Here is a 20,855-nt window from a genome sequence, read left to right as displayed (position 1 = left end):
AAACTCCGACAGGGCAACTCTGCTGCCACGTAGCAAGGGAAAAACGATGGTGCGCATTGTCTCATGCGCAACGCCGTTTCGACCAGAGTAGAGCACCTAAGCTACTGGGTAAAACTAGAGCCCAGCAGCGTCTATCGCGGCCATAAAATCTTGTGGCTCAGGCCGAAGACGGTAATTTTCGGTTAGGTCGCTATAGATTATTTCACCACCAGCCTTGCTAATAATCACTGTTGGCATCGGCACATCGGAGTCATAGCCTAAGGCTTGTAAGCCGGCGGGCAGGCCACCCTCGGCTAAAATGCCAAGCTTTCGCGCTGCAGCGTTATTGGTATCAGAGTAAAACTCCATAGGCACTTTAAATTGCTTGGCGAGTTGCTGCGTGTTGCTTTCTGGCTGAGGGCTAACTAAGCAAACTCGCACGCCGCGCGCGGCTAGGGCTTGATAGTCATGGGCGACTTCTTGAATTTGCGCCATGCACAAGGGACACCAGTTGCCACGAAAGAATAGCCAGAGCGTGGTGCCTTTGCTCAGGTCTTTGCTGCTGACATTTTTGCCTTGAGCATCGATTAAATCGAAGCTTGGTAATTGTTGTCCTGCTGCTAAGGTTGCAGTGTCTCGGTTACTAAAGCGCGAATACCAACGAATATAGATAACTGGGCCAATGACGCCATTAAGCAGGGCGGTGATTAGAGCCCAAGGCTGATTTGGCGCCAAGGTGACGGAGATGCAAGCGGCGATAAGCCCGAGTAAGGGCATCCAGCGCAGGTCTTCACCGGTGCGTGCAACCGGTGCCAAAAACAGCCGCATAAAAAATGCGCCAGGCACGATGGAGGCAATCGCCAGGCCCATCCACGCGGTGGTTGGGCCTTCAACGGCAATGCGAAATGCCGAGTAGAAAATGCCAGCAACGAGCATGGTCATATAGAGCGAAATAAACACAGATTTTAGGCGATTCATACAGCGACTCCCGAGATGATGAGTGACAGTGTAACGAAACAAATCTATGCATTGTGTAGCGATTGGTCGAGCAATGATCATTTGTAATATTTGCGAGGTAGCAAGCTGATTTAGCTCTATGTTATTGATAGCGCATGGCTAAAATAATCGTTATTGCACAACTCAAAGGCGGTGTAGGTAAATCTACATTGGCTACTAATCTAGCAGCTTATCTGGCACAAAATTTTCGTGTCGGGCTAATCGATGCAGATTTACCGCAAGGCACAAGTTCACAATGGGCAGCTTTACGGGATGACCCTAATATTATCGTTTTAGGCTGCGAGAGTGCTGCGCAAGTGGCAGCAGCAGCTGAGCAACTAGATGGTCAATGTGACGTTATCGTGATGGATTTGCCGCCACGCAGTGTTAAGTTTTTACGCGAAGCGATGGCCATTAGCGACTTACTTTTACTGCCGCTAACGGCTTCGGCGCCAGATATTTGGGCCACTGAGTCAGTGATGGAGTTAGTGAAGGAATGCAAGAAAACTAACTCGCGATTAACTACTCGTTTAGTTTGGAATAGGCTGCGTGCTACTCGCGCAACGGCAGATTTTCTCGACGGCACGGCAAAGGCTTTACGTGCGAAAGAGCTAAGTTCGCACTTGAGTCTTCGCACTGCCTATGTCGAGTGCATTGGTCGTGGCCTGTATGTAGAGGAATGGCATGATCCGCGCGCAAAGGCAGAGTGCCGTGTACTGCTGAAGCAGGTGATGAAGCAGATTAAATTGAAAGAACCTGATTTCTCCGCAGGTTAGACATCTTTGGTTTCGCGACTGTTTCTACCCTGAGCATCAACTAAGTTAAAGCTTGGTAATGGTTTGATGGTGACCTGAGATCCTCATGGAATATCTATATGAACAACTTTAAGCAAGATGCCTACAGCGCTGATTCAGCCGTCTCTTCAGTGCGCGCTGACTTTAGTTTGCGTGAGGTCTGCTTTGCCGCAGATGCGCAATGGCTGGACTCACCAAGTGGTGGCGTGGTGCGGCGCGTACTTGATCGCATTGGAGCGGAAGTGGCTCGTGCGACTAGTGTGGTGCGCTATACACCAGGCGCACAGTTCCCCACCCATATACATGGCGGCGGTGAAGAAATTTTCGTGCTTGAAGGTATTTTTTCTGATGAGCAAGGTGATTACCCCGCTGGCAGTTATTTGCGAAATCCACCGGGCAGTTCACACGCACCGTTTTCGCGTGAGGGCTGCACTTTATTGGTGAAGCTGTGGCAGTTTACGGAGGCTGATTCGCAGTCACTTAGGCTTAACACGCGCGAAATACCTTGGCGGCAAGGCATGGTCGAGGGCTTAACGGTAATGCCTCTGCACAGTGCTGATGGTGTCGATACGGCGTTAGTGAAGTGGGCGCCAAATACGCATTTTAATCCGCACACGCATCCAGGTGGTGAGGAAATTTTCGTGCTCGACGGCGTATTTAGCGATGAGCAGGGCGACTATCCCGCAGGCAGCTGGTTACGCAACCCGCGCTGGAGTCGCCACCAGCCATTCACGCGAGCAGAAGGCGCGTTGATTTATGTCAAAGTTGGGCACTTGGATGCACCGATGGTGGCGCTGCCAAGCTAGCTCACGGCAGCACATACATGCCAATTAATACGCAATGGCAGGCGGCGCCAGCGGCGACAAATACATGCCAAATCGCATGCGTATAACGCACTTGCTTAGCAGCATAAAAGCCTGCACCCACGGTAAAGCAGAGGCCTCCGGCGATCAGCAGCCAAAAACCCGGTCGTGCCAAGCTCGCCCACAGCTCATTAATCAATGCTAGTGAGATCCAGCCCATCAGCAAATAGGTGATGAGTGAGAGCTTTTTAAAGCGATGGATGAGAAATATTTTGAACAAGATGCCGGCAAAGGCTAATGCCCAAATCACCACTAGCATGATTTGAGCGTATGCGCTGTGCGCTAACGTGATGGTCAGTAGCGGCGTATAAGTGCCGGCAATGAGCAGATAAATAGCGCAATGATCTAGGCGCTTTAGTGCGGCCTTGCTCGGTGCGTGAGTGATGCTGTGGTACAGCGTAGAGCTGAGAAATAGCAGGATGAGACTAGCGCCATAGATGGCCACACCGGCGAGTTGGCCAGTGCTCAGCGTGGGCATGCCTTTCACCAGCAAGAGCGTGGTGGCGACAATGGCAGCGGCCATGCTAAGGCCGTGGCTCAGAGCATTGGCGATTTCTTCAGCAACGCCATAAGGCGCGGCAGCATTAGTATGTTTATTGGCTGACATGAGTAGAGGCTCTGTGCGAAGAGCCTCTACTTTATCGCATTGCCTTAGCGATCGGCACGCAATCTATTGGTCCATTCTGCGAGAGCAACCAACTGCTCACGCATGAGTTTTTCAGTCATGGCATCGGTGAGTTTGCCATCGGCATCGAAACGCTCATGTGCGCTGCCGATCATGATTTCTGGGCGGTTGAGCACATGGGCATTGATGAAGATTAACGATTGGCGCAAATGGTATTGCGCACGCACTCCGCCCATCACGCCCATACTGGCGCTCATGATGGCCACTGGTTTGCCATTGAGCGGCTGGTCTGGCATGCGCGATAGCCAATCGATGGCATCTTTCAATACGCCAGGTATCGAGTAGTTATATTCTGGTGTGGCAATCAGTACGGCATCGGCGGCGCGCACTTGCGCATCGAGCGTTTGCACGGCAGCTGGGATTTCCGTGTCGCGTAGGTCTTGGTCGTAGTGCGGCAGGCCATGCAGATCGGCATGCGTAAAGCTCATGCCTTCAGGTGCTAGTGCTTCGGCTGTGCGCAAGGCCATGCTATTGAAAGAAGCCTTACGCAGGCTGCCTGAAATGGTGAGTACTTTAATTGCTTTCATGTCTGCTTCCTTTATGGGAGTTATTAATCACAGTTGGCCAAAGCGGCCGTGGTTAAAATCATCAATCGCTTGATTAATTTCTTGGCGAGTGTTCATCACAAACGGGCCATAACCCTCGATGTTCTCGTTCAGCGGCTCGCCGCTAAGCACGAGCACTTTGCTATCGCTTAATGCTTCAAGGCTAAAATCGCCGCCATTGTGCGCAAACACTACGGTGTGATCGGTGCCAATAGCGTGCTCGCGATTGACCATGACCTCACCTTTCAGCACGACCACGATCAAGCTGTGGCCATCGCTGACGGAGAAGTCCTGAGCGCCACCGGGCTGTAACGACAAATCCCAAACATTGATCGGCGAATAGGTGAGTGCGGGGCCTGCATTGCCGGTGTAATCACCAGCAATAACTCGCAAAGAGCCGTGATCTAGCGCCACTGTTGGAATTTTTTTCGCGCCGATGCCTTGATATCGCGGCGGCGTCATTTTGTCTTTTGCTGGCAAATTTACCCAGAGTTGCGCCATCTCCATGGTGCCACCGGTTTCGCTGAAGCGCGGGCTGTGAAACTCCTCATGCAAAATGCCGGAAGCGGCGGTCATCCACTGCACATCGCCAGGATAAATGGTGTCGGAAAAGCCAGCCGAGTCACGATGCGAGACTTCGCCATCATAAACAATGGTGACGGTCTCAAAGCCGCGATGTGGATGTACGCCGACACCGCGAGGTTTATCGCTGGGTGTAAATTCTGCAGGACCGGCGTGGTCTAGCAGTAGAAATGGGCTGATATCGTTGTCGTGCATGCCATAGCTAAACAGTGAACGCACAGGAAAACCATCGCCGACCCAGTGTTGACGAGGTGGTGCATAAACGCCTTTGATTTGCTTCATGACCTTGCTCCTCTTTTTGTTGATACGTACAGAGTTGATGTGCACAGGTTATATCTGGAACAATATGGTGCAAAGATGCTATATAAAGACATAGCGTTGCATGTATGGAACGATGAATGCGTGATTTAAACGATATGCAGTACTTTGCAGCGGTGGCCAGACATAAAGGTTTTGCTGCCGCGAGCCGAGTTATTGATGTGCCGAAAGCGACATTGAGTCGGCGAGTGGCTGCTTTAGAGGCGCGTTTGCAGGTGCAGTTATTGCATCGCGGCAGTCGCCTATTTCAACTGACAGAGCTTGGTCAGGCCTATTATCGGCACTGCCAAGCCATGTTAGTGGAGGCTGACGCCGCCGATGAACAGGTCGCAAGGCTGCAGGCTGAGCCGCGTGGCACCTTGCGCTTAAGCTGCCCGCCGGCATTGATGAATAATGAGTTTGCTGAGCTTATCGCGGCGTTTATGGCGGCTTATCCGCGCGTTAATGTGCATGCCGAGGTGACCAACCGTGTCGTAGATGTGCAGCGCGAGGGCATGGATTTGGCGATTCGCGTGCGCTTTCCGCCATTAAGCGATAGTGATTTGGTGATGCGCAGCTTGGCGTGGAGTTGCCAGCGTTGGTTGGTCGCGCCGAGCTTATTGGCAAGCCACACGGAAAGTGCTGAAGGCAAAGCAGCTGCTGTTTTTTCAAAACCTGCTGATGTTGCGCGCCTGCCCAGTTTGCATCTAGGCGATGGCCAAGGTCGTGCCGAATGGCATTTGCTCGGGCCTGAGGGTGAAAAAATCACAGTAGCTCACGAGCCTAAACTCATAGCTAATGACATGAGTACGCTTTATCAAGCGGCGCTGCGTGGCGTTGGTGTAGCGGCTTTACCTTTGGTGATGGCCGGTGATGCTATCGCTGATGGTCGCTTGGTCGAGGTAATGCCGGGTTGGCTGCCACGGCCTGGGATATTGCATTTGGCATTTCCCAGTCGCCGCGGGCTACTGCCCAGCGTGCGGCTTTTTATCGACTTCTGTGTGCATGAATTTGAGCAGCCTGAGCGCCTTAACCGAGGTTATGAGGCGCTATAACTCAGGAGCTATAAATCAGCTTTCGGTACTTTTGGTGATTTTATCGAGATAGCCCATGGCAAAGGCAGACACCACAAAAGTGATGTGAATGAGCAAATACCATTGGATTTTATCGTTATCGATATTCTCGGTATTCATGAAGATTTTCAGCAAATGAATCGAGGAAATTGCCACGATGGAGGCCGCTACTTTGTTTTTCAGCGAGCCAGCATCTAACTTGCCTAACCAACCTAGCTTTTCATCACTTTCATCGACATCTAAGCGCGATACAAAGTTTTCATAGCCTGAAAACATGACCATGACAATCAAGCCGCCGACTAAGACAATGTCGATCAACGACAGTACGACTAAGACCAGGTCAACTTCACTCATGCTGAAAATAATGGGCACAATGTGGAAGATTTCCTGAAAAAACTTAATGCCTAGTGCGAGCAAGATTAGGCTCATGCCAAGATAAATTGGCGCCATAATCCAACGCGATGAGTACATCAGTTTTTCAATAATCTTTTCCATCAACTCAGCTCAGCTTTGTAAAAAAGTGGCGGCAATTATGTTCCGAATTAGCTGCCAGCGCCAAGGTGTTAGCAGTTAAATCCCGCATTGAGCAATGCTGCCGCGACTTTTTACACTAGAGCCTTAATGCATGCGCAATGCCTCATCGGCGACAGCATCTTTCAGCAGCATGGCTTTATCTTTACCGTAATGCATCGTGACCTGCCATGGAGCCTGCTTGCCTTGACGCGGCATGATGTCCTTTGCGCGCTGCACATAGCCTGACTGCAAGCTGTCTACAATGCCGACATCGAGCGCGATTCCTGGCGCGCTCACGGGCATAGCGACGGTTTTATCTTCCGCTTCCATATGCTTAAACAGGCGGCATAAATAGCGCCCAGCAAGATCGGCTTTCAACGTCCATGGCGCATTGGTATAGCCAAAAACCCATGCCAGATTTGGGATATTTTCGATCAATAGGCCCTTATAGACCATTTGCTCATTGAGCGGCCGAGCTTCGCCATCGACAGATATCGCCATGCCGCCGAGCATCTGCAAGGTAAGGCCAGTTGCGCTAATAATGATATCGGCTTCAAGCTCTTTGCCGGACTTCAGCAAAATGCCTTTTTCGGTAAAGCGATCGATGTGATCAGTTTCAATTGAGGCCTTGCCGCTGAGTAGTGCCTTAAACAAATCGCCGTCTGGCACAACGCAGAGGCGCTCATCCCAAGGCATGTATTTTGGGGTGAAATGACGCATGTCGATATCAGGGCCAATTTGCTTTTCAACTTGCGAGAGCAAGAATTTACGCATGGCATTGGGCCAACGGCGGCAGGATATATATAGCGCGCGCTGAATGGCGATATTGCGGCCGCGAGCCAGTTTAAACACCACGCTGCCCGGTAGAAACTTACCCAATGCATCGGAAACTTTGTCTTTGTTTGGCAGCGCGAAAACATACGATGGTGAGCGTTGCAGCATGGTGATATGGCTGACCTTTTCAGCCATCGCGGGTAGTAGTGTGACCGCAGTTGCGCCACTGCCAATGACAACAACACGCTTATTGCTGTAGTCGAGATCTTCAGGCCATTGCTGGGGATGAATGATTTGTCCTTTGAAGTTTTCCTCGCCTGGAAACTCGGGGCGATAGCCATAGTCATGATTGAAGTAGCCGGTACAGCTAATCAAATAGCGGCAGGTAAAAACCTGTTCTTCGCCACTGTCTTCATTGCGCGTTACTAATGTCCAGAGCTTATCTTCCGATGACCAATTGGCGGTTTGAGTTTGCAGACCAAAATGGGTTTTCTCATAGAGTTTGAATTCTTTTGCCGTCTCAATGACGTAATCACGAATCGCTGGGCCATCGGCGAGTACTTTTGATGATAACCAAGGCTTAAAGCCGTAGCCAAAACTGGCCATGTCAGAGTCGGAGCGAATGCCGGGGTAGCGAAATAAGTCCCAGGTGCCGCCCAATGTTTTACGGCGCTCAATTAGGGCGATTGTCTTATTGGGAAATTCACGGGCAATGTGGCAGGCGGTACCGACGCCGGAGAGGCCGGCACCAATGATTAGAACATCCAGCGGTTTTGTTATTGTTTGCATGGCATGAGTCTCATAGCGAATTGACCATGCCACTGTACGACCCTGCGAAAGCTAGTTATTGGCAAAAAGCGACAATTAATTGTCTTTAGACGACAGGCTCAGGCGATAAGCTCTAGGCGTTTGCTCGAACCAACGGCGAAATGCGCGATTGAAGCTGCTTTGCTCGGTATAGCCGAGCATGCCGACGATTTGCGATAGGCGCAGGCCTTTTTCGGCCAGATAGCGCGTGGCAAGTTGGCGGCGATGGCTATCTAGTAGTGAATCGAAACTTTGCTGCTCTTGCAGTAATCGCCGTTGCAGCGTTCGAGTATGTATGGCGAGTTCATCTGCTACGGTTTCTATGCGGCATTGGCCAGTAGGCAATAGGCCGCGAATAAGCTCAATAACTCTGGGTGTTAGGCTAGATCCAGGCGCATGAAACGAGGCTAAATAGCTGATCGCGAGGCGGTGCGTTTCGGTATCAGCCTGATCAATAGGGCGCGCTAATTGCTCGGGGCTGAGCTTAAAACCAGACCATTCTTGCTCAAAATACACAGGGCAGCCGAGTCGTTCTTGATAGACGTCTAGTGCAGAATTTGGTTTGTGCGCGAAGTGAAGGGCGACTGGCAATGTTGTTTCACCTCCTAACATTCGTAAGGCATGGACGGCATTTGCGATCGTTAGCTCATAGGCTTGGTCAAGAGGTGTTTTTGGCTCGTCGATATGAAAAACAAAAGAAATATTGCCATTTGAGTCGGGCGCTAGAATGCTGAATGAGAGCGCAGGGCTGTGCACATGAAGGTATTTAGCCACATCCTCCATTGCCGACTGAACGGTGTCGGCGTTGCGAATCATCACGGCAATGGGGCCTAAAATACTCGGCCCCTGCCACTGAGAAATGCGCAGGCCAAAGTCTGGGCAGTTCAGGCTATTGGCACTGACTTCGAGCAGTAAGGCTAGCTGTCGAAATGGCATGAAAGTGTCGTTTTTATCTTCTAGATCATCTGGAACATGAAGCTCTTGCAGCAGTTGTTGAGGGTCGCCACCGAGCGAGCTCACTAGCGCTTTGTAGCCCCGTAAATTTGTTGTGCGTATTAAATTTGTCATTATGAGCACTGGCAACTGTCGTGTAATGACAATAAATTGTCGTTAAGTGGCAAGCAAGGCCATACATCCGAACGTAGTCTCACTAATTGAGCTAAAAACTTAGGAATGACGCTATGAGCGCTTTACCCCCAATTGTGATGATTCATGGCATGTGGTGTGTGGGAGAGATTTGGTCATCGTATCGCCTGCCATTTGAAGCTGCAGGTTATACCGTGCATACGCCTACCTTGCGCCATCATGCCTTGGGTGCACCACATCCTGAGCTAGGCACGACCAGCTTGCGTGATTATGTCGATGACCTTGCGGTGTTTATTGCCACATTGCCTGAGCGACCTATTTTAATTGGCCACTCTATGGGCGGTTTGTTGACGCAGTTGCTTGTTGCTAAAGGTTTGGCAAAAGCCGCCATTTTGATTTGTAGTGCTGCGCCGCGTGGAGTTTTTCCTGTGCGCCTATCTATGTTGCCGGCCACCACGCGCATCTTTAGCACGCCGGGCTTTTGGAAGAAGCCGAATAAGCTAAATGCGCGCGAGGCTCGTTATGCCGTATTCAATGAGCTCAGCGAGAGTGATGCGGCAATTCGTATTGCAGATTTAGTGCATGAGTCAGGACGAGCAGCAGCAGAGATTGTCTTTGCGATGTTTCAAAAAAATGGCGCCGCGACGGTCGATTTCAATGCCAACAAAACGCCATTGTTAAGCATTGCTGGCGGGCGAGATCGCATTGTGCCTAGCAGTGTCTGTCGCAAAAACGCAGCGCTTTATGGCGAGCGCTGCGACTATCTCGAGTACCCGAACAATGCCCATTTAATCCTTGATGAGGATGGTTGGGAGCGGGTAGCTGAGGATTGTATAGCGTGGCTTAAGGCGAAAGCTTAAGCCATGTTCAGTTGTGGTAAGGGATTCGTATCAATATAAGCGTGGCACCATAATAAAAAGAGAAACTACATGAAAAAACTGATTATCCCTGTCTTTTTGATTGCTGCCTCTGCCGCGCCAATGGCTCAAGCAAACCAAACACTCTGCGTTTATGACCTGCTCGGTGGCGCTGGCGATATGGTGAATATTGCCAAAGACTACGCCGTAGCTGCTCAGAACATGGGCGCAAAAATGTCGATCAAAGCCTACACTGATGAGCGTGTAGCCACCGAAGACTTAAAAGCAGGTGAATGCGACGCGGTGATGGCTACCGGCTTTCGTACCCGCCAATTTAACCCCACAGCTGCGGCGCTCGACTCATTAGGTGTGTCGACCATTATTCGTAATGGCAAAGTTGATATGCCAGCCAGCTATGAAACGGTGCGCAAAACCATTCAAACCTTCGCATCACCCGCGGCTAGCAAGCTGATGGTCAATGGTCGTTATGAAGTCGCTGGAATCATCCCATTTGGTACGGCGTATCCTGTGGTTAATGATCGAAAAATTAATACGGTTGAGGCATTGGCGGGTAAGCGTATTGCCTCGTTCGATTATGATAAAGCGCAGGCCATCATGATTCAGAAAATTGGCGCGCAGCCGGTTTCAGCCGACATCACAAACTTTGCCGGCAAATTTAACAATGGCTCTGTGGACTTCATCGCCGCACCAGCAATGGCTTATCGGCCACTAGAGCTTTATCGCGGCATTGGCACTAAAGGTGCGATTAACCGCTTTCCAATCCTCATTTTGACTTACCAAATCATTATTAATGAGACCAAGTTTCCCGAAGGCTTTGGTCTGAAGTCACGCCAGTATTGGTTGGGTCAATTTAATCGTGCGATGTCGCTCATCAACAAAGCAGAAAAAGACATTCCTGCGGCGACTTGGGGCGATTTAACGTCGGAAAATATGGTCAAGTACACCATCATGCTACGCGACTCACGTATTGCGATTGCTGAGCAGGGCATCTATGACAAGCCAGGCCTGAAGATCATCAAGCGCGTTCGCTGTAGCATCAACTCGGCTGATTCAGAGTGCAGTGCTAACACCGAAAACTGGTAATTGATAGGCGCCTCGGAGTACTGCAGAGCCTAACTGCCAAATAATATTCCGACGCAGTTGAAAGCGTCAGTATTAGGCGGCTGGGCTCAGCGGCTGCGCCAAAATCCATAGGCCAAATACCGTTAGCGCCATCATAAACATCAGCATTGGCAGCTGGCTAAGCATGGCCTGCCTTGATGTGGCGAAGCAGCGCAAGGCCTCTTGGTGAGCGGCATAAACGCCAGCAATATGGCCGAGCAAAATCAGCGCAACTTGGCTGTGCCATACCCAATTCATGTCGGGCAGAATGATCCATGGATTAGCGCTAGCTGTGCCAAAGATGTTCCAGCCCCAGCCGAAGGGGTCGGAGGTTAGTCGAGGCAGTTGGCTTCCTTGAGTGATGACTAGCGTGAAATAGTGGCTGGCGTGATAAACCACGGCGATGGGGATGAGCGCGTAGGCAAAGCGATAGGTCAGTTCACGCAGACTAACGCTGCTTTTAAGTAGTCGTTTTGCAAGCCACAGACAGAGCACGTAGAGCGCGAAATACAGCAGCGGCGAGAGTAGTAGCGCTAGTGTTTCAAACACCACAAGCCCGGCTTTTAAGGCCGGATATGCAGTGACTATATTGCTACCCAGCCAAGGTGACAGTAGCGCAAAGCCATCAATCCAATACAGTTCCGACCACCAGCGCGTGGCATGTAGGCCGTCGAAAGCAGTGGAGCTGAGCATAAATAGGATAAACATGACTTCACTGGAGTGCGTGGCAGGCTTCTCAGCTATTCCGCTTAATGGCCAGCGCCATTGCCAAGCGCCGTTGGGGAACTCTGTGCTGGCGGCGCGATAATGAATAGGCGCGAGCTGGCTAATTAAGCGCAGCATGACAGCGAATACATCGCCATAACGCAGCCAATCGCGAAGACCGAATGCCCAGATGCCTGAGAGTGTGAAAAGACTATAAACGAGGATGGCCAAAGACAGCTGCTTAGGTCCAAAGCCGGCAAAAAGCTCGATCCAAATAAACGCCATATACGCTAGCAGTGCCGGCCAATATCCCCATGATGAGGGGTAGCGCCAGCGGCCTTGGCTAGCTTGCGAAACAAGGCTTCGCCATGGGTTTAGCTCAGCATAAACATTGCCAATGAAAATCGTCGCATAAGGCAATATAAGCACAATGCCTATCCAGAATAGCGTCATATTCAGGTTGCGGTAGGCGTCGGTATTGCCCCATAGACCAGTGGCAATGCTCAGCAATAACAGCGCTAGAGCAAGCAATGAAAGTAGGCGAAAAAACCACGGCTTATTACTTCGCCACAGATGAGATTTTTGATGCGCCGCAGCACTAGAAGTCATGGCCCAGCCCAGCACTAAAAACGACAGCAATAGAGCCGCCATTCCCGTCCATGCGTAGAGCCAAAACGGCACGGGAATATTGTAGCTGCGAGCAAAAGAGTGGGCGTGTGCAGCGCTAGGCCACAGCAATGTAACGCTTAGTAATGTGCCAAACAAAGCACTTTGCCACGCCATAATGTGCTGGCGCGGCATGGAAAATGCGTTGGGCATTAGCGGCCGGTTGGTTTCGGTACGGTTGGGCCTGCCGATGGCGTGAAGGCTAAAATCTGAAAGCCGGCGCTATAGCTAGCTATCCAAATATGGCCGGTTTCAGGGCGGTAACGCACATAAGTTGGCACTGCATCCCAGCGGTCTCCAGAGCTGCCAAAAAACTCTGAAAGCGGCACAGTAGGCGTCTTTGTATTGGGAACAGGGTGCCAGTAAGCGATCTCTTTTGGGTGCTCTGGGTCATGGATGTCCCAAACGCGCAGGCCGCCAGTGTAGTGCGTGGTAAATAGCATGGTGGCTTCATTCGCGTTGTCGAAGCCAACGTAATGCGCTGAGTAATTGGCAACATCAAGCTCTGTTTCTAGGCAATTATCGAGCTCATTCACTTCGAGCTTTATATTGGAAACAATGCGTGGCTTGGTCTCATCGGTGATATCAATGATGCGGCCAAAGGCCCATGGGCAGACGCCAGCGGTGGGCCACTCATCGCTAGAGTAGAGATAGGTGCGGCCTTTGTTTTTGAACCAGCGCGCGGTATGCGAGCCCGCTGTTGGCGCTTCGCCAATGAGCACGTTGGTCCACGGTAAAAAGCTAATTTGCGGAGGGGCGGTGCTGAATAAAAATGGGCTGGTGCCAACGCTGCGATTTTTGATGCTACTGATATCGTAAATACCCATGCCATTTTGCCCGACAGCAGGGCCGTTAGGCAGGCCAACACCAAGAGCAACGAACCCAAACTGCGCTAAATACAAGCGATCATCGTCGGGGTTTAAGCCGCAGTCGTGGCCAGCTGGCGCAAACAAGTGCATTAAATAGGGCTTTTTGATGTCATCGATATTGATGACAGCGTTGGTTGAGGCGGAGCTGGTGGCAAAGGCTGTCTTGCCGTCATGGCTCAGGCACAGGGCGTGCCCCATAAAAGGTAGGCCGACATCAATCGCGTTTAGGCCACCAGGGATGCCAGACAATATTTCGCTAATGATGGGCAGTTCAGGCAAGGTAATGCCAATGCCAACGTTAATAGAGGCACTAAGCTTTGGGTTTTTACAGTCGCTAGCATCGTAGACATCAAAAGCTGTGCCGCCGCCACGGGCGGCTACAATAATTTTTCGGGCTTCGTTAGCCTGTAAGGACTCATGCGGCGCGAGCATGGCTGGGCTTTGCAAAATTTGTACAAGCTTAGGGTTTGCCGGGTCGCTAGCATCGATGACGGCCATGCCGTTGAGTGGGTTAAACTTAGCATCGGCATAGGGCGACGCGAGTGGGCCAAAAATCTGCCCAGGAGATGTGGTAGTGACATAAGCACAGTCGCCAATCCAAGCCATGGAGAAATTGGCGCCACGATCTAAAATAGTGTTTTGGCCGACTAGCTTAAGGCCTTTGCGATAGCCTTTGGCAGCATCACCACTAAGCTGATTTGCCAGTGGGATTTGCCCTTGTAGGCCCGGTTCTGGGCGATCGACGTCACTGTATTCAGGGCCGCGCTCAGCTTGTGCAGCTGTGCTACTAGTGCCGTTAAAGACGGTACTAGTATCGCCACCGCAAGCGTTGAGAAATATTGAGAATGCGGCAAGTGCGACTAAGCGAACATAAGTGCTGAGCATAATGAAATTCTTTTTATTTTTTAATGCGATCAAGTTTACGCGCGACTAGTGAGCTTGTCATTTGCCAAAAAAATGACGTGGCTTTGTGCGTGAATTAGCGCTGCTGCAGGATTTTCCCTACCACGGTGCTGCCAGCAATAAACGGTTTGCCAGTGAGCGAAATCAAGTCGCCATTGCGCGGCACGATGCCATCCATACCCAGCGTACGACCGACCTGCATATGCGCCTCTTGATGCCGAGTCTCGCCATGCACGGGTAGTAAATAGCGCGGCTTTAGCCAGCCATAAAGCGTGGTTAAGTCTTCTACTGGCGGATGGCCAGAGGCGTGCAGGGCGTCATCGTCAATAATGTGCACACCAAGCTCACGCAAGCGCTGGCATAGCTGCTCTAGCGCTTGTTCGTGGCCTGGTATCACGCGTGATGAAAACAATACGGTATCACCGGCTTGCAGGCCAAACGCGGGATGATTACCCATGCTCAAGCGCACCAAGGCAGAGCCTGGCTCAGCTTGACTGCCAGTAGCTATCCAGCATTGTTGTTCTCGCGGTAAAAAGCCTAGCTCCCAATTTGGTAGTAGCTTCGTGTCGGTGTCTAAATAGCCACTGGCACGGCTGGCGCCAACATGTGTTGCGATGCTGCGGCCAAGCACGCCGCTATAGCGATCAACACGATCGGCGGCGGCAACAATGCTGTGCATGCGCGCCACATTGCTGGCGAAACACACCACCACAAGACGGCCGCTGGCAGTTTTCATTGCCTTCGCCAAGCTTTGTGCAACCTCTTGTTCGGAGCGGCTCGAGCCTGCGACAGTGGCATTGGTGGAGTCGCCAATAACAACATCTACGCCGGCACGCCCCAGCTGTTGCAGCGCGGCCTGTGCAGTCAATGGACCAACCATGGGCTGCGCGTCGAGCTTCCAGTCGCCGCTGTGGTAGAGGCGTTTGCCAGCGACTTCAAGGCAAATAGCTTGCGCCTCGGGAATGGAGTGAGTGACGGGCAGCCATTGCGCGCTAAACGGGCCAACGCTCACGGTTTGCATGGGCTTAACCATGATTTGTCGTGGGCCATTTTCATTCGGATTAAGCTTGGCACTGATTAATCTGTGCGTATGAGCCGTGGCATAAATCGGGCAGCGAAGCTTGCGCCATAAAGCAGGAATCGCGCCGATGTGATCTTCATGTCCATGCGTGATTAATAGCGCCTCAATACGAATATCGAGTTTGTCTAAGGCCGCTAAGCTAGGCACCGAGACTTCGGTGATGCCGGCCTCATTACTATTCATCGCCATACCGCAATCGACGGCTATCCACACACCAGCGCTGCCATAGAGCGTGAGGTTAGCGCCAAATTCGCCACAGCCGCCAAGTGCCAGCATCCATGGGCCGATGTCTTGATGAATATGGTGGTAGCGGGGTGATGGCGGCATTTAACGACTCTTTGCAGCTGCTGCGGAAGCCGCTATTGTGCCTTGTGTTGGCTCAGTTAGGTTTGATTTACTCGGTAGTACATTAAAATGAACGCATAAGCGCCTTTTAAACTGTCATCTCTCAGCGGAATCGGGAATAATCAGACATAATTCGGTTTTGTAGGACAATACGCATGTTGAAAGTTGGGGTAGTACTCGGTCTGTCTGCTGTCATCATGGCTTGTTCGCAAGCGCCTGCACCTAGCGAAGACACCTCGCCTTGGGTGAAAACTCAAAAAATTCAAAGCGGTGATGGCATTGCGCTATCGCTGACTGGCATTGTGCGCGCGAAAGTTGAGTCGCCAGTCGCGTTTCGCGTGAGTGGTCAAATCGCTGAGCGTTTGGTTAATGCTGGTGAGCATGTGAAGGTCGGCCAAGTGCTATTTCGCCAAGACCCTAGCGATAACGCCGCTACCATGCGTGCAGCTCAAGCTGAAAATACATCAGCTGCTGCGGCATTGGCCACAGCGAAAGCCGAGACTGCTCGTCAGCAGGAGCTATTTGATAAAGGCTTTATCAGCAAGCAATTCTTAGACCGCACAGATCTCACCGAGCGTGAAGCGAAAGCCCGCGCGAACGCCGCGCAGTCTCAATTACTGCAAGCGAAAAATGCCAGTGCTTATAACGTCTTGCGTGCACCATCAAATGGTTTGTTGCTAGATGTCACCGGTGAGCCGGGCCAAGTCGTTGCTGCGGGGCAAGCCGTTGCGGTATTTGCTCAAGATGGCGAGCGCGAAGTTGAAGTATTTTTCCCCGATCGCATGCCAGTACCTGAATTAGGTGAAATCATCACCGCTGAAGGCAAGAAAGAAGCGATTAAGCTCAGCGAAAAAGCTGGTGCTCTTGATGCCATGAGTCGGACTCAGCGCGCCCGCTATAAATTAGTTGGCGCCAGCACCGCGCCTGCCTTAGGCGCCATTATGCAAACGCGCTTTGCCGTGCCAAGCCTAACTGAAAATACTTTAGAAGTGCCGCTAGGTGCTTTGGATGAGCGCGGTAAAGGCCCGCACGTTTGGTTAATCAAAGAAGGTAAGGCGCAACCGATGCCGGTTGTAGTGACTTTGCTCAGCAGCGAAACTGCACGCATTAAGGCTGAGATCCCTGCCAACACATCGCTGATTGTGCTCGGCACGCATTTATTGAAGCCCGGCATGGCGGTGCGGGAGTTAGCGCAGTGAGCTTTCCCAATCTATCGGCGATAGCGGTAAAGCAACGAGCACTCACCTTATTTTTTCTAGTGCTATCGATTTTTGCCGGCATTTACTCCTTTGTTGCCCTAGGCCGTGCTGAAGACCCAGCATTTACCGTTCGCATCATGATGGTATCGGCGCAATGGCCAGGCGCTTCGCCTGAGGAGATTCAGCGCCAGCTCGCCGACCCGATCGAACGGCGTATCCAGGAAGTAGAGAATGTTTATCATATCGAAAGCATTATCCATCCTGGCCGAGTCGATATTGTTATTGAGTTTGATGACGCCACGCTTAGTGAAAAGATGCCGCATTTGTTCTATGAAGTGCGCAAACGCATGCAAGATCTGGCGCCATTGCTGCCACAAGGCGTCATTGGGCCAATATCAAACGATGATTTTGCCGATGTCTATTTCAGTGTGCTGTCGCTGACCGCACCGGGCCTGCCGATGCGCGATGCACTGAGCACGTTAGACGGTATTCGCGATCGCCTAGGCCGTGTTAAGGGCGTTCAGAAAGTCATTGTTATTGGCGAGCCTAAGCAGAAGGTATACCTCGAGTTTGATAGCCAAAAGTTGGTCAACCTAGGCATCGTGCCGCAGCAGATTTTTGCCGCTATTGAAGAAGATAATCGCCTGCTTCCTGCCGGTCGTTTTGAGTCGGCTGGGCCGCGAATTTATGTCCGCCTCGATAATGATTTAAGCAAGCTCGAGCAGCTCGCTACTGTGCCGATTCGCATCGGTAATAAGCTGATCCGCTTGCAAGACGTTGCCAGTATTCGCCAAGGCTACGAAGAACCGCGCCAGTATGTGGTGCGCTCGCGTGGCGAAGATGCGTTGCTCATCGGCATGGTGATGAAGAAGGGCGAAAATGGCCTCGATTTAGGCGATCGCTTGGCTGATTTTATTACCGCAGAACAGGCACGCTTGCCTTTGGGCATGGAATTTAAAGCCATGACCAACCAAGCGCATGCGATTTCAGCAGCAGTAAACTTATTTCAATTCAAGTTCTTAGTCGCCATGTTGGTGGTGATGGCGGTGAGTGTGGTCGCCATTGGTCTACGTGCTGGCATCGTGGTCGGTATCGCTATTCCCATCACGCTCGGGCTGAGCTTTTTGATCATGCTGAGCATGAATATCAACCTCGATCGCATCACCTTAGGTGCATTGATTTTGGCGCTCGGGCTTTTGGTCGATGACGCCATTATTGCCATCGAAATGATGATCGTGAAGATGGAGGAAGGCTTAGATCGTGTGCGTGCAGCGTCGTATGCATGGAAAGTGACAGCTGCCCCAATGCTCTTTGGCACCTTAGTGACCGTGGCGGGTTTTGTGCCGATTGGATTTGCTAAATCGGGTGTTGGCGAATACGCCGGCAATATCTTCTGGGTGTTGGCAATTTCGCTCATGGTTTCATGGCTAGTTGCGGTGACATTCACGCCGTATTTAGGTGTGAAATTGTTGCCAAACCCAAGTCATAGCGAAGGCCATTCGCCCTATGACACACCGGGCTATGTCCGGATGCGCTCGTGGGTTCGCCGCTGTGTGGCGAATCGCGGCCTAGTTGTAATGGCCACCTTAGGCATTCTCGTACTGTCTATAATCGCCATGGCCACTGTAGTAGAGAAGCAATTCTTCCCCAGTTCAGATCGCCCAGAAGTAATGATTAGCATCTCGATGCCGCAGGGCACGTCGATCGATGTCACCGATAAAACCGCGCGTAAGTTAGAAGCGATTTTGCATGACATGCCAGAAGTCAGCACGCTGTCGACCTACCTTGGCGGCGGTGCGCCACGCTTCTTTATCTCGATCTTGCCCGAACAGCCTGATCCTGCTTTCGCGAAAATGGTAGCAGTAGGTCATAACAAAGAAGACCGCGACACGATTATCGCGACGCTGCAAAAGCGCATCGATGGTGGTGAGTTCCCTGAGGCTCGAGTACGTGTCACCAGCCTGCTATACGGACCACCTGTGACTTGGCCGGTGAGCTTTCGTGTCGTTGGCCCCGACGTGCAGAAGCTTCGTGGCATTGCCAAAGAGCTGCGCGAAATCATGGCAGCGAACCCTGCGATTCGTGATCCGCACCTTGAGTGGGATGAGCGGGCACCGATCTTGCACGTGGCCATGGACACCGAACGCCTGCGTTTAATTGGCCTAACCCCAGCGGAAGTGTCGCGCCAGCTGCAATTTGAGCTTGAAGGCGGGCCAATTACGCAGCTGCGTAAAGGCAATCGCTTGGTTGAAGTGGTGGCTAAAGGTCATAGTAGCTCTGAGGCGCGTTTGGCTGGGCTAGAGTTGCGCTCGGCAGATGGCCGTAAGGTGCCGCTTTCCCAAGTTGGTGATGTCACTGTGCGCTACGAAGAGCCGGTGTTAAAACGCTATAACCGTGAGCCCTTTATTGCTGTCCATGCCGAAGTCTCCGGAGCACAACCTAATGACATGACAGCGACTATTTGGCAGGCATCAGAGCAGCTGCGAAATCGTCTACCGCCAGATTACCGTATCGATATCGGTGGCAGCGTCGAGCAGTCTGGCAAGGCCGACGCCTCCATCCAAAAGCTGCAGCCGCTGATGATCGCGCTCATGCTGATCTTTGTCATGCTGCAGATGCGCAGCTTTGTCGGCATGTTTATCGTGGTGGCAACGGCGCCTTTGGGCATCATCGGCGCGGTTTTAGCCTTGCTGCTTTTCGGCCAACCCTTTGGCTTTGTTGCCTTACTCGGCTTAATTGGTTTGGCCGGCATTCTCATGCGTAATACGCTGATTTTGACCCAGCAAGTTGCCGATAACTTAGCGTCGAATATGACGCCAGTGAATGCCGTCATCGAGGCTGCTGTACGCCGCGCAAGGCCAGTAGTGTTAACCGCAATCTGCGCTGTTTTTGCCTTTATTCCACTCACCTTCGATAGCTTCTGGGGCCCTCTGGCCTATGTGCTAATTGGCGGCATTGCGGTTGGCACGGCCATCACACTGTTCTTTGTGCCGGCGCTTTATGCGCTCTGGTACAAGCTGGAGCGCTAATGCTATTTCGCTACCAAGCAGCATGGTTTGCCGTACTCGCCGGCCTGCTGCTGGTCGCGTTAGGCATCAGCTGGTGGCTACATGCCGAGTTTAATTACGGCTATGTGCTTTGGTATGACTGGCTAGATTTGCATGCACAGATAGCCGAGTTTGGCCCGCAGAATCGCTATATTTTAGGTTTTGACACCATCACGCCCAGTGCGCAGCAAGCAGCGTTCAATGCCATCGTGCACGCGATTCATAATAGCGGCTTAGGTCTTGCGGACATTCGCTTTACCGATACTTATGGCGCCACTAAGGCACTGTTGCGCGAACCAGAAGTAGTGCATCTACAAGATGTTGCCGCGCTAATCGACTGGCTACACGTGGCCTTGTATTGGATAGCAGGGCTGACGTTGGCGGGCTTATGGCTGTTGCGCCATCGTATCGATGAGATTAAGTGGCGCTGGCAGGGAGGCTTATTGCTAGCATTGCTGGCAGCACTCGTTGTGCTATTGGCTTTAGCAGGTTTCGAGCCCGTGTTTTATCAGCTACATCATTGGGTATTCCCCATCGGTCACGAGTGGTTTTTCTTTTACCAAGACTCGTTAATGAGCACGATGATGAAGGCGCCAGACCTATTCGCCGGCATTGGCGCAAGCTTAGGCTTACTCGGCTTGATAATTTATGTGCTGATGATATTGCTGCTAAGGCGAGCCAATACGAAATAAAACAACCGCAAGCTGCGATTCAATCGTAAGTGAGTGTTTAGAGGGGTGTTACGAAAGGGGAGTGGGGTGACCGATGGGGTTCGAACCCACGACAACCGGAATCACAATCCGGGACTCTACCAACTGAGCTACGGCCACCACATAGTTTGCGCATTTTGGTGCGCCCGGCAGGACTCGAACCTGCGACCCTCGGCTTAGAAGGCCGATGCTCTATCCAGCTGAGCTACGAGCGCTAAGCGCAGTACCAAAGCTTTGAAAAAGTGGTCGGGGTAGAGAGATTCGAACTCCCGACATCCTGGTCCCAAACCAGGCGCGCTACCGGACTGCGCTATACCCCGAACATCGTAAGTAACTTACCAAAAGGCTCGTCGACTT

18 protein-coding genes and 3 tRNA genes are annotated in these 20,855 nt (G+C 51.7%); 8 read left to right on the top strand and 13 right to left on the bottom strand.

Annotated elements, in window-relative coordinates:
• Positions 1-114: 114 nt before the first annotated feature.
• Positions 115-957, bottom strand: coding sequence for a peroxiredoxin family protein (locus ACFQ0F_RS04835; protein WP_379069662.1), 843 nt, complete (start codon positions 955-957; stop codon positions 115-117).
• 134 nt (positions 958-1,091) lie between these two features.
• On the opposite strand from ACFQ0F_RS04835, the gene ACFQ0F_RS04830 reads away from it, so the two are divergent.
• The gene (locus tag ACFQ0F_RS04830) at positions 1,092-1,751 is read left to right on the top strand and encodes a ParA family protein (protein ID WP_340675387.1); all 660 of its coding nucleotides are present in this window, start codon (positions 1,092-1,094) and stop codon (positions 1,749-1,751) included.
• Between the two features lie 98 nt (positions 1,752-1,849).
• Complete coding sequence (locus ACFQ0F_RS04825; RefSeq protein WP_379069657.1) at positions 1,850-2,575, top strand: cupin domain-containing protein; 726 nt, start codon at positions 1,850-1,852, stop codon at positions 2,573-2,575.
• A 1-nt stretch (position 2,576) separates the two neighbouring features.
• On the opposite strand, the gene trhA is transcribed toward ACFQ0F_RS04825, so the two are convergent.
• The 3 genes from trhA to ACFQ0F_RS04810 are packed head-to-tail and all read right to left on the bottom strand — an operon-like array spanning position 2,577 to position 4,726.
• Positions 2,577-3,239 carry a PAQR family membrane homeostasis protein TrhA gene (gene trhA / locus ACFQ0F_RS04820; RefSeq protein WP_340675385.1) on the bottom strand — a complete coding sequence of 221 codons (663 nt, stop codon included), beginning with the start codon at positions 3,237-3,239 and terminating at the stop codon, positions 2,577-2,579.
• 44 nt (positions 3,240-3,283) lie between these two features.
• Positions 3,284-3,844 (bottom strand): NADPH-dependent FMN reductase, encoded by a 561-nt coding sequence (locus ACFQ0F_RS04815; RefSeq protein ID WP_379069654.1) that lies wholly within the window; start codon positions 3,842-3,844, stop codon positions 3,284-3,286.
• A 27-nt stretch (positions 3,845-3,871) separates the two neighbouring features.
• Complete coding sequence (locus ACFQ0F_RS04810) at positions 3,872-4,726, bottom strand: pirin family protein (protein WP_379069651.1); 855 nt, start codon at positions 4,724-4,726, stop codon at positions 3,872-3,874.
• Positions 4,727-4,842: 116 nt separating this feature from the next.
• Here ACFQ0F_RS04810 and ACFQ0F_RS04805 point away from each other — a divergent pair, with 116 nt between their 5' ends.
• Positions 4,843-5,796 carry a LysR substrate-binding domain-containing protein gene (locus ACFQ0F_RS04805; protein ID WP_379069648.1) on the top strand — a complete coding sequence of 318 codons (954 nt, stop codon included), beginning with the start codon at positions 4,843-4,845 and terminating at the stop codon, positions 5,794-5,796.
• Positions 5,797-5,811: 15 nt separating this feature from the next.
• Here ACFQ0F_RS04805 and ACFQ0F_RS04800 read toward each other — a convergent pair whose 3' ends face one another.
• The 3 genes from ACFQ0F_RS04800 to ACFQ0F_RS04790 form a co-directional block, all read right to left on the bottom strand.
• Positions 5,812-6,309: a TIGR00645 family protein gene (locus ACFQ0F_RS04800; RefSeq protein WP_340675381.1), complete on the bottom strand. Its 498-nt coding sequence runs from the start codon at positions 6,307-6,309 to the stop codon at positions 5,812-5,814.
• A 123-nt stretch (positions 6,310-6,432) separates the two neighbouring features.
• The gene (locus tag ACFQ0F_RS04795) at positions 6,433-7,890 is read right to left on the bottom strand and encodes a flavin-containing monooxygenase (protein ID WP_379069645.1); all 1,458 of its coding nucleotides are present in this window, start codon (positions 7,888-7,890) and stop codon (positions 6,433-6,435) included.
• A 75-nt stretch (positions 7,891-7,965) separates the two neighbouring features.
• The gene (locus ACFQ0F_RS04790; RefSeq protein WP_340675379.1) at positions 7,966-8,976 is read right to left on the bottom strand and encodes an AraC family transcriptional regulator; all 1,011 of its coding nucleotides are present in this window, start codon (positions 8,974-8,976) and stop codon (positions 7,966-7,968) included.
• 113 nt (positions 8,977-9,089) lie between these two features.
• Between ACFQ0F_RS04790 and ACFQ0F_RS04785 the strand changes: the two genes are divergently transcribed.
• Together ACFQ0F_RS04785 and ACFQ0F_RS04780 are read left to right on the top strand one after the other, a co-directional pair.
• The gene (locus tag ACFQ0F_RS04785; protein WP_379069642.1) at positions 9,090-9,854 is read left to right on the top strand and encodes an alpha/beta hydrolase; all 765 of its coding nucleotides are present in this window, start codon (positions 9,090-9,092) and stop codon (positions 9,852-9,854) included.
• A 69-nt stretch (positions 9,855-9,923) separates the two neighbouring features.
• On the top strand, positions 9,924-10,955 hold the full coding sequence (locus tag ACFQ0F_RS04780; protein ID WP_379069639.1) for a putative solute-binding protein: 1,032 nt from the start codon (positions 9,924-9,926) through the stop codon (positions 10,953-10,955).
• A 72-nt stretch (positions 10,956-11,027) separates the two neighbouring features.
• Here ACFQ0F_RS04780 and ACFQ0F_RS04775 read toward each other — a convergent pair whose 3' ends face one another.
• The 3 genes from ACFQ0F_RS04775 to ACFQ0F_RS04765 all read right to left on the bottom strand — a co-directional run bounded on the left by ACFQ0F_RS04775 (position 11,028) and on the right by ACFQ0F_RS04765 (position 15,524).
• Positions 11,028-12,497 carry a hypothetical protein gene (locus tag ACFQ0F_RS04775; protein WP_379069636.1) on the bottom strand — a complete coding sequence of 490 codons (1,470 nt, stop codon included), beginning with the start codon at positions 12,495-12,497 and terminating at the stop codon, positions 11,028-11,030.
• Positions 12,497-14,098, bottom strand: a complete 1,602-nt coding sequence (locus ACFQ0F_RS04770; protein ID WP_379069633.1) for an LVIVD repeat-containing protein — start codon at positions 14,096-14,098, stop codon at positions 12,497-12,499. The genes ACFQ0F_RS04775 and ACFQ0F_RS04770 overlap by 1 nt, the downstream gene beginning before the upstream one ends.
• Positions 14,099-14,192: 94 nt before the next feature.
• Positions 14,193-15,524 (bottom strand): ribonuclease J, encoded by a 1,332-nt coding sequence (locus ACFQ0F_RS04765; protein WP_379069630.1) that lies wholly within the window; start codon positions 15,522-15,524, stop codon positions 14,193-14,195.
• Positions 15,525-15,697: 173 nt separating this feature from the next.
• Here ACFQ0F_RS04765 and ACFQ0F_RS04760 point away from each other — a divergent pair, with 173 nt between their 5' ends.
• From ACFQ0F_RS04760 to ACFQ0F_RS04750, 3 genes are read left to right on the top strand one after another with little or no spacing between them, the layout of a single operon-like run.
• Complete coding sequence (locus ACFQ0F_RS04760; protein ID WP_379069627.1) at positions 15,698-16,741, top strand: efflux RND transporter periplasmic adaptor subunit; 1,044 nt, start codon at positions 15,698-15,700, stop codon at positions 16,739-16,741.
• Entirely contained in the window at positions 16,738-19,770 is a 3,033-nt protein-coding gene (locus ACFQ0F_RS04755; protein WP_379069624.1) for an efflux RND transporter permease subunit, read from the top strand. The genes ACFQ0F_RS04760 and ACFQ0F_RS04755 overlap by 4 nt, the downstream gene beginning before the upstream one ends.
• A complete protein-coding gene (locus ACFQ0F_RS04750) occupies positions 19,770-20,480 on the top strand; it encodes a lipoprotein intramolecular transacylase Lit (protein ID WP_379069621.1) in 711 nt (236 codons plus the stop codon). The genes ACFQ0F_RS04755 and ACFQ0F_RS04750 overlap by 1 nt, the downstream gene beginning before the upstream one ends.
• 62 nt (positions 20,481-20,542) lie before the next feature.
• On the opposite strand, the gene ACFQ0F_RS04745 is transcribed toward ACFQ0F_RS04750, so the two are convergent.
• From ACFQ0F_RS04745 to ACFQ0F_RS04735, 3 genes are all read right to left on the bottom strand, one after another.
• Positions 20,543-20,618, bottom strand: a tRNA-His gene (locus ACFQ0F_RS04745).
• An 18-nt stretch (positions 20,619-20,636) separates the two neighbouring features.
• Positions 20,637-20,713: transfer RNA gene (locus ACFQ0F_RS04740), tRNA-Arg, on the bottom strand.
• Between the two features lie 28 nt (positions 20,714-20,741).
• Positions 20,742-20,818, bottom strand: a tRNA-Pro gene (locus tag ACFQ0F_RS04735).
• Between the last annotated feature and the right edge of the window lie 37 nt (positions 20,819-20,855).

The organism is Paraperlucidibaca wandonensis, from assembly GCF_042677145.1.
GTDB lineage: Bacteria > Pseudomonadota > Gammaproteobacteria > Pseudomonadales > Moraxellaceae > Perlucidibaca > Perlucidibaca wandonensis.
The sequence above is the reverse complement of the archived record's forward strand: the minus strand, read 5'-3'. Positions and strand labels throughout refer to the sequence as shown.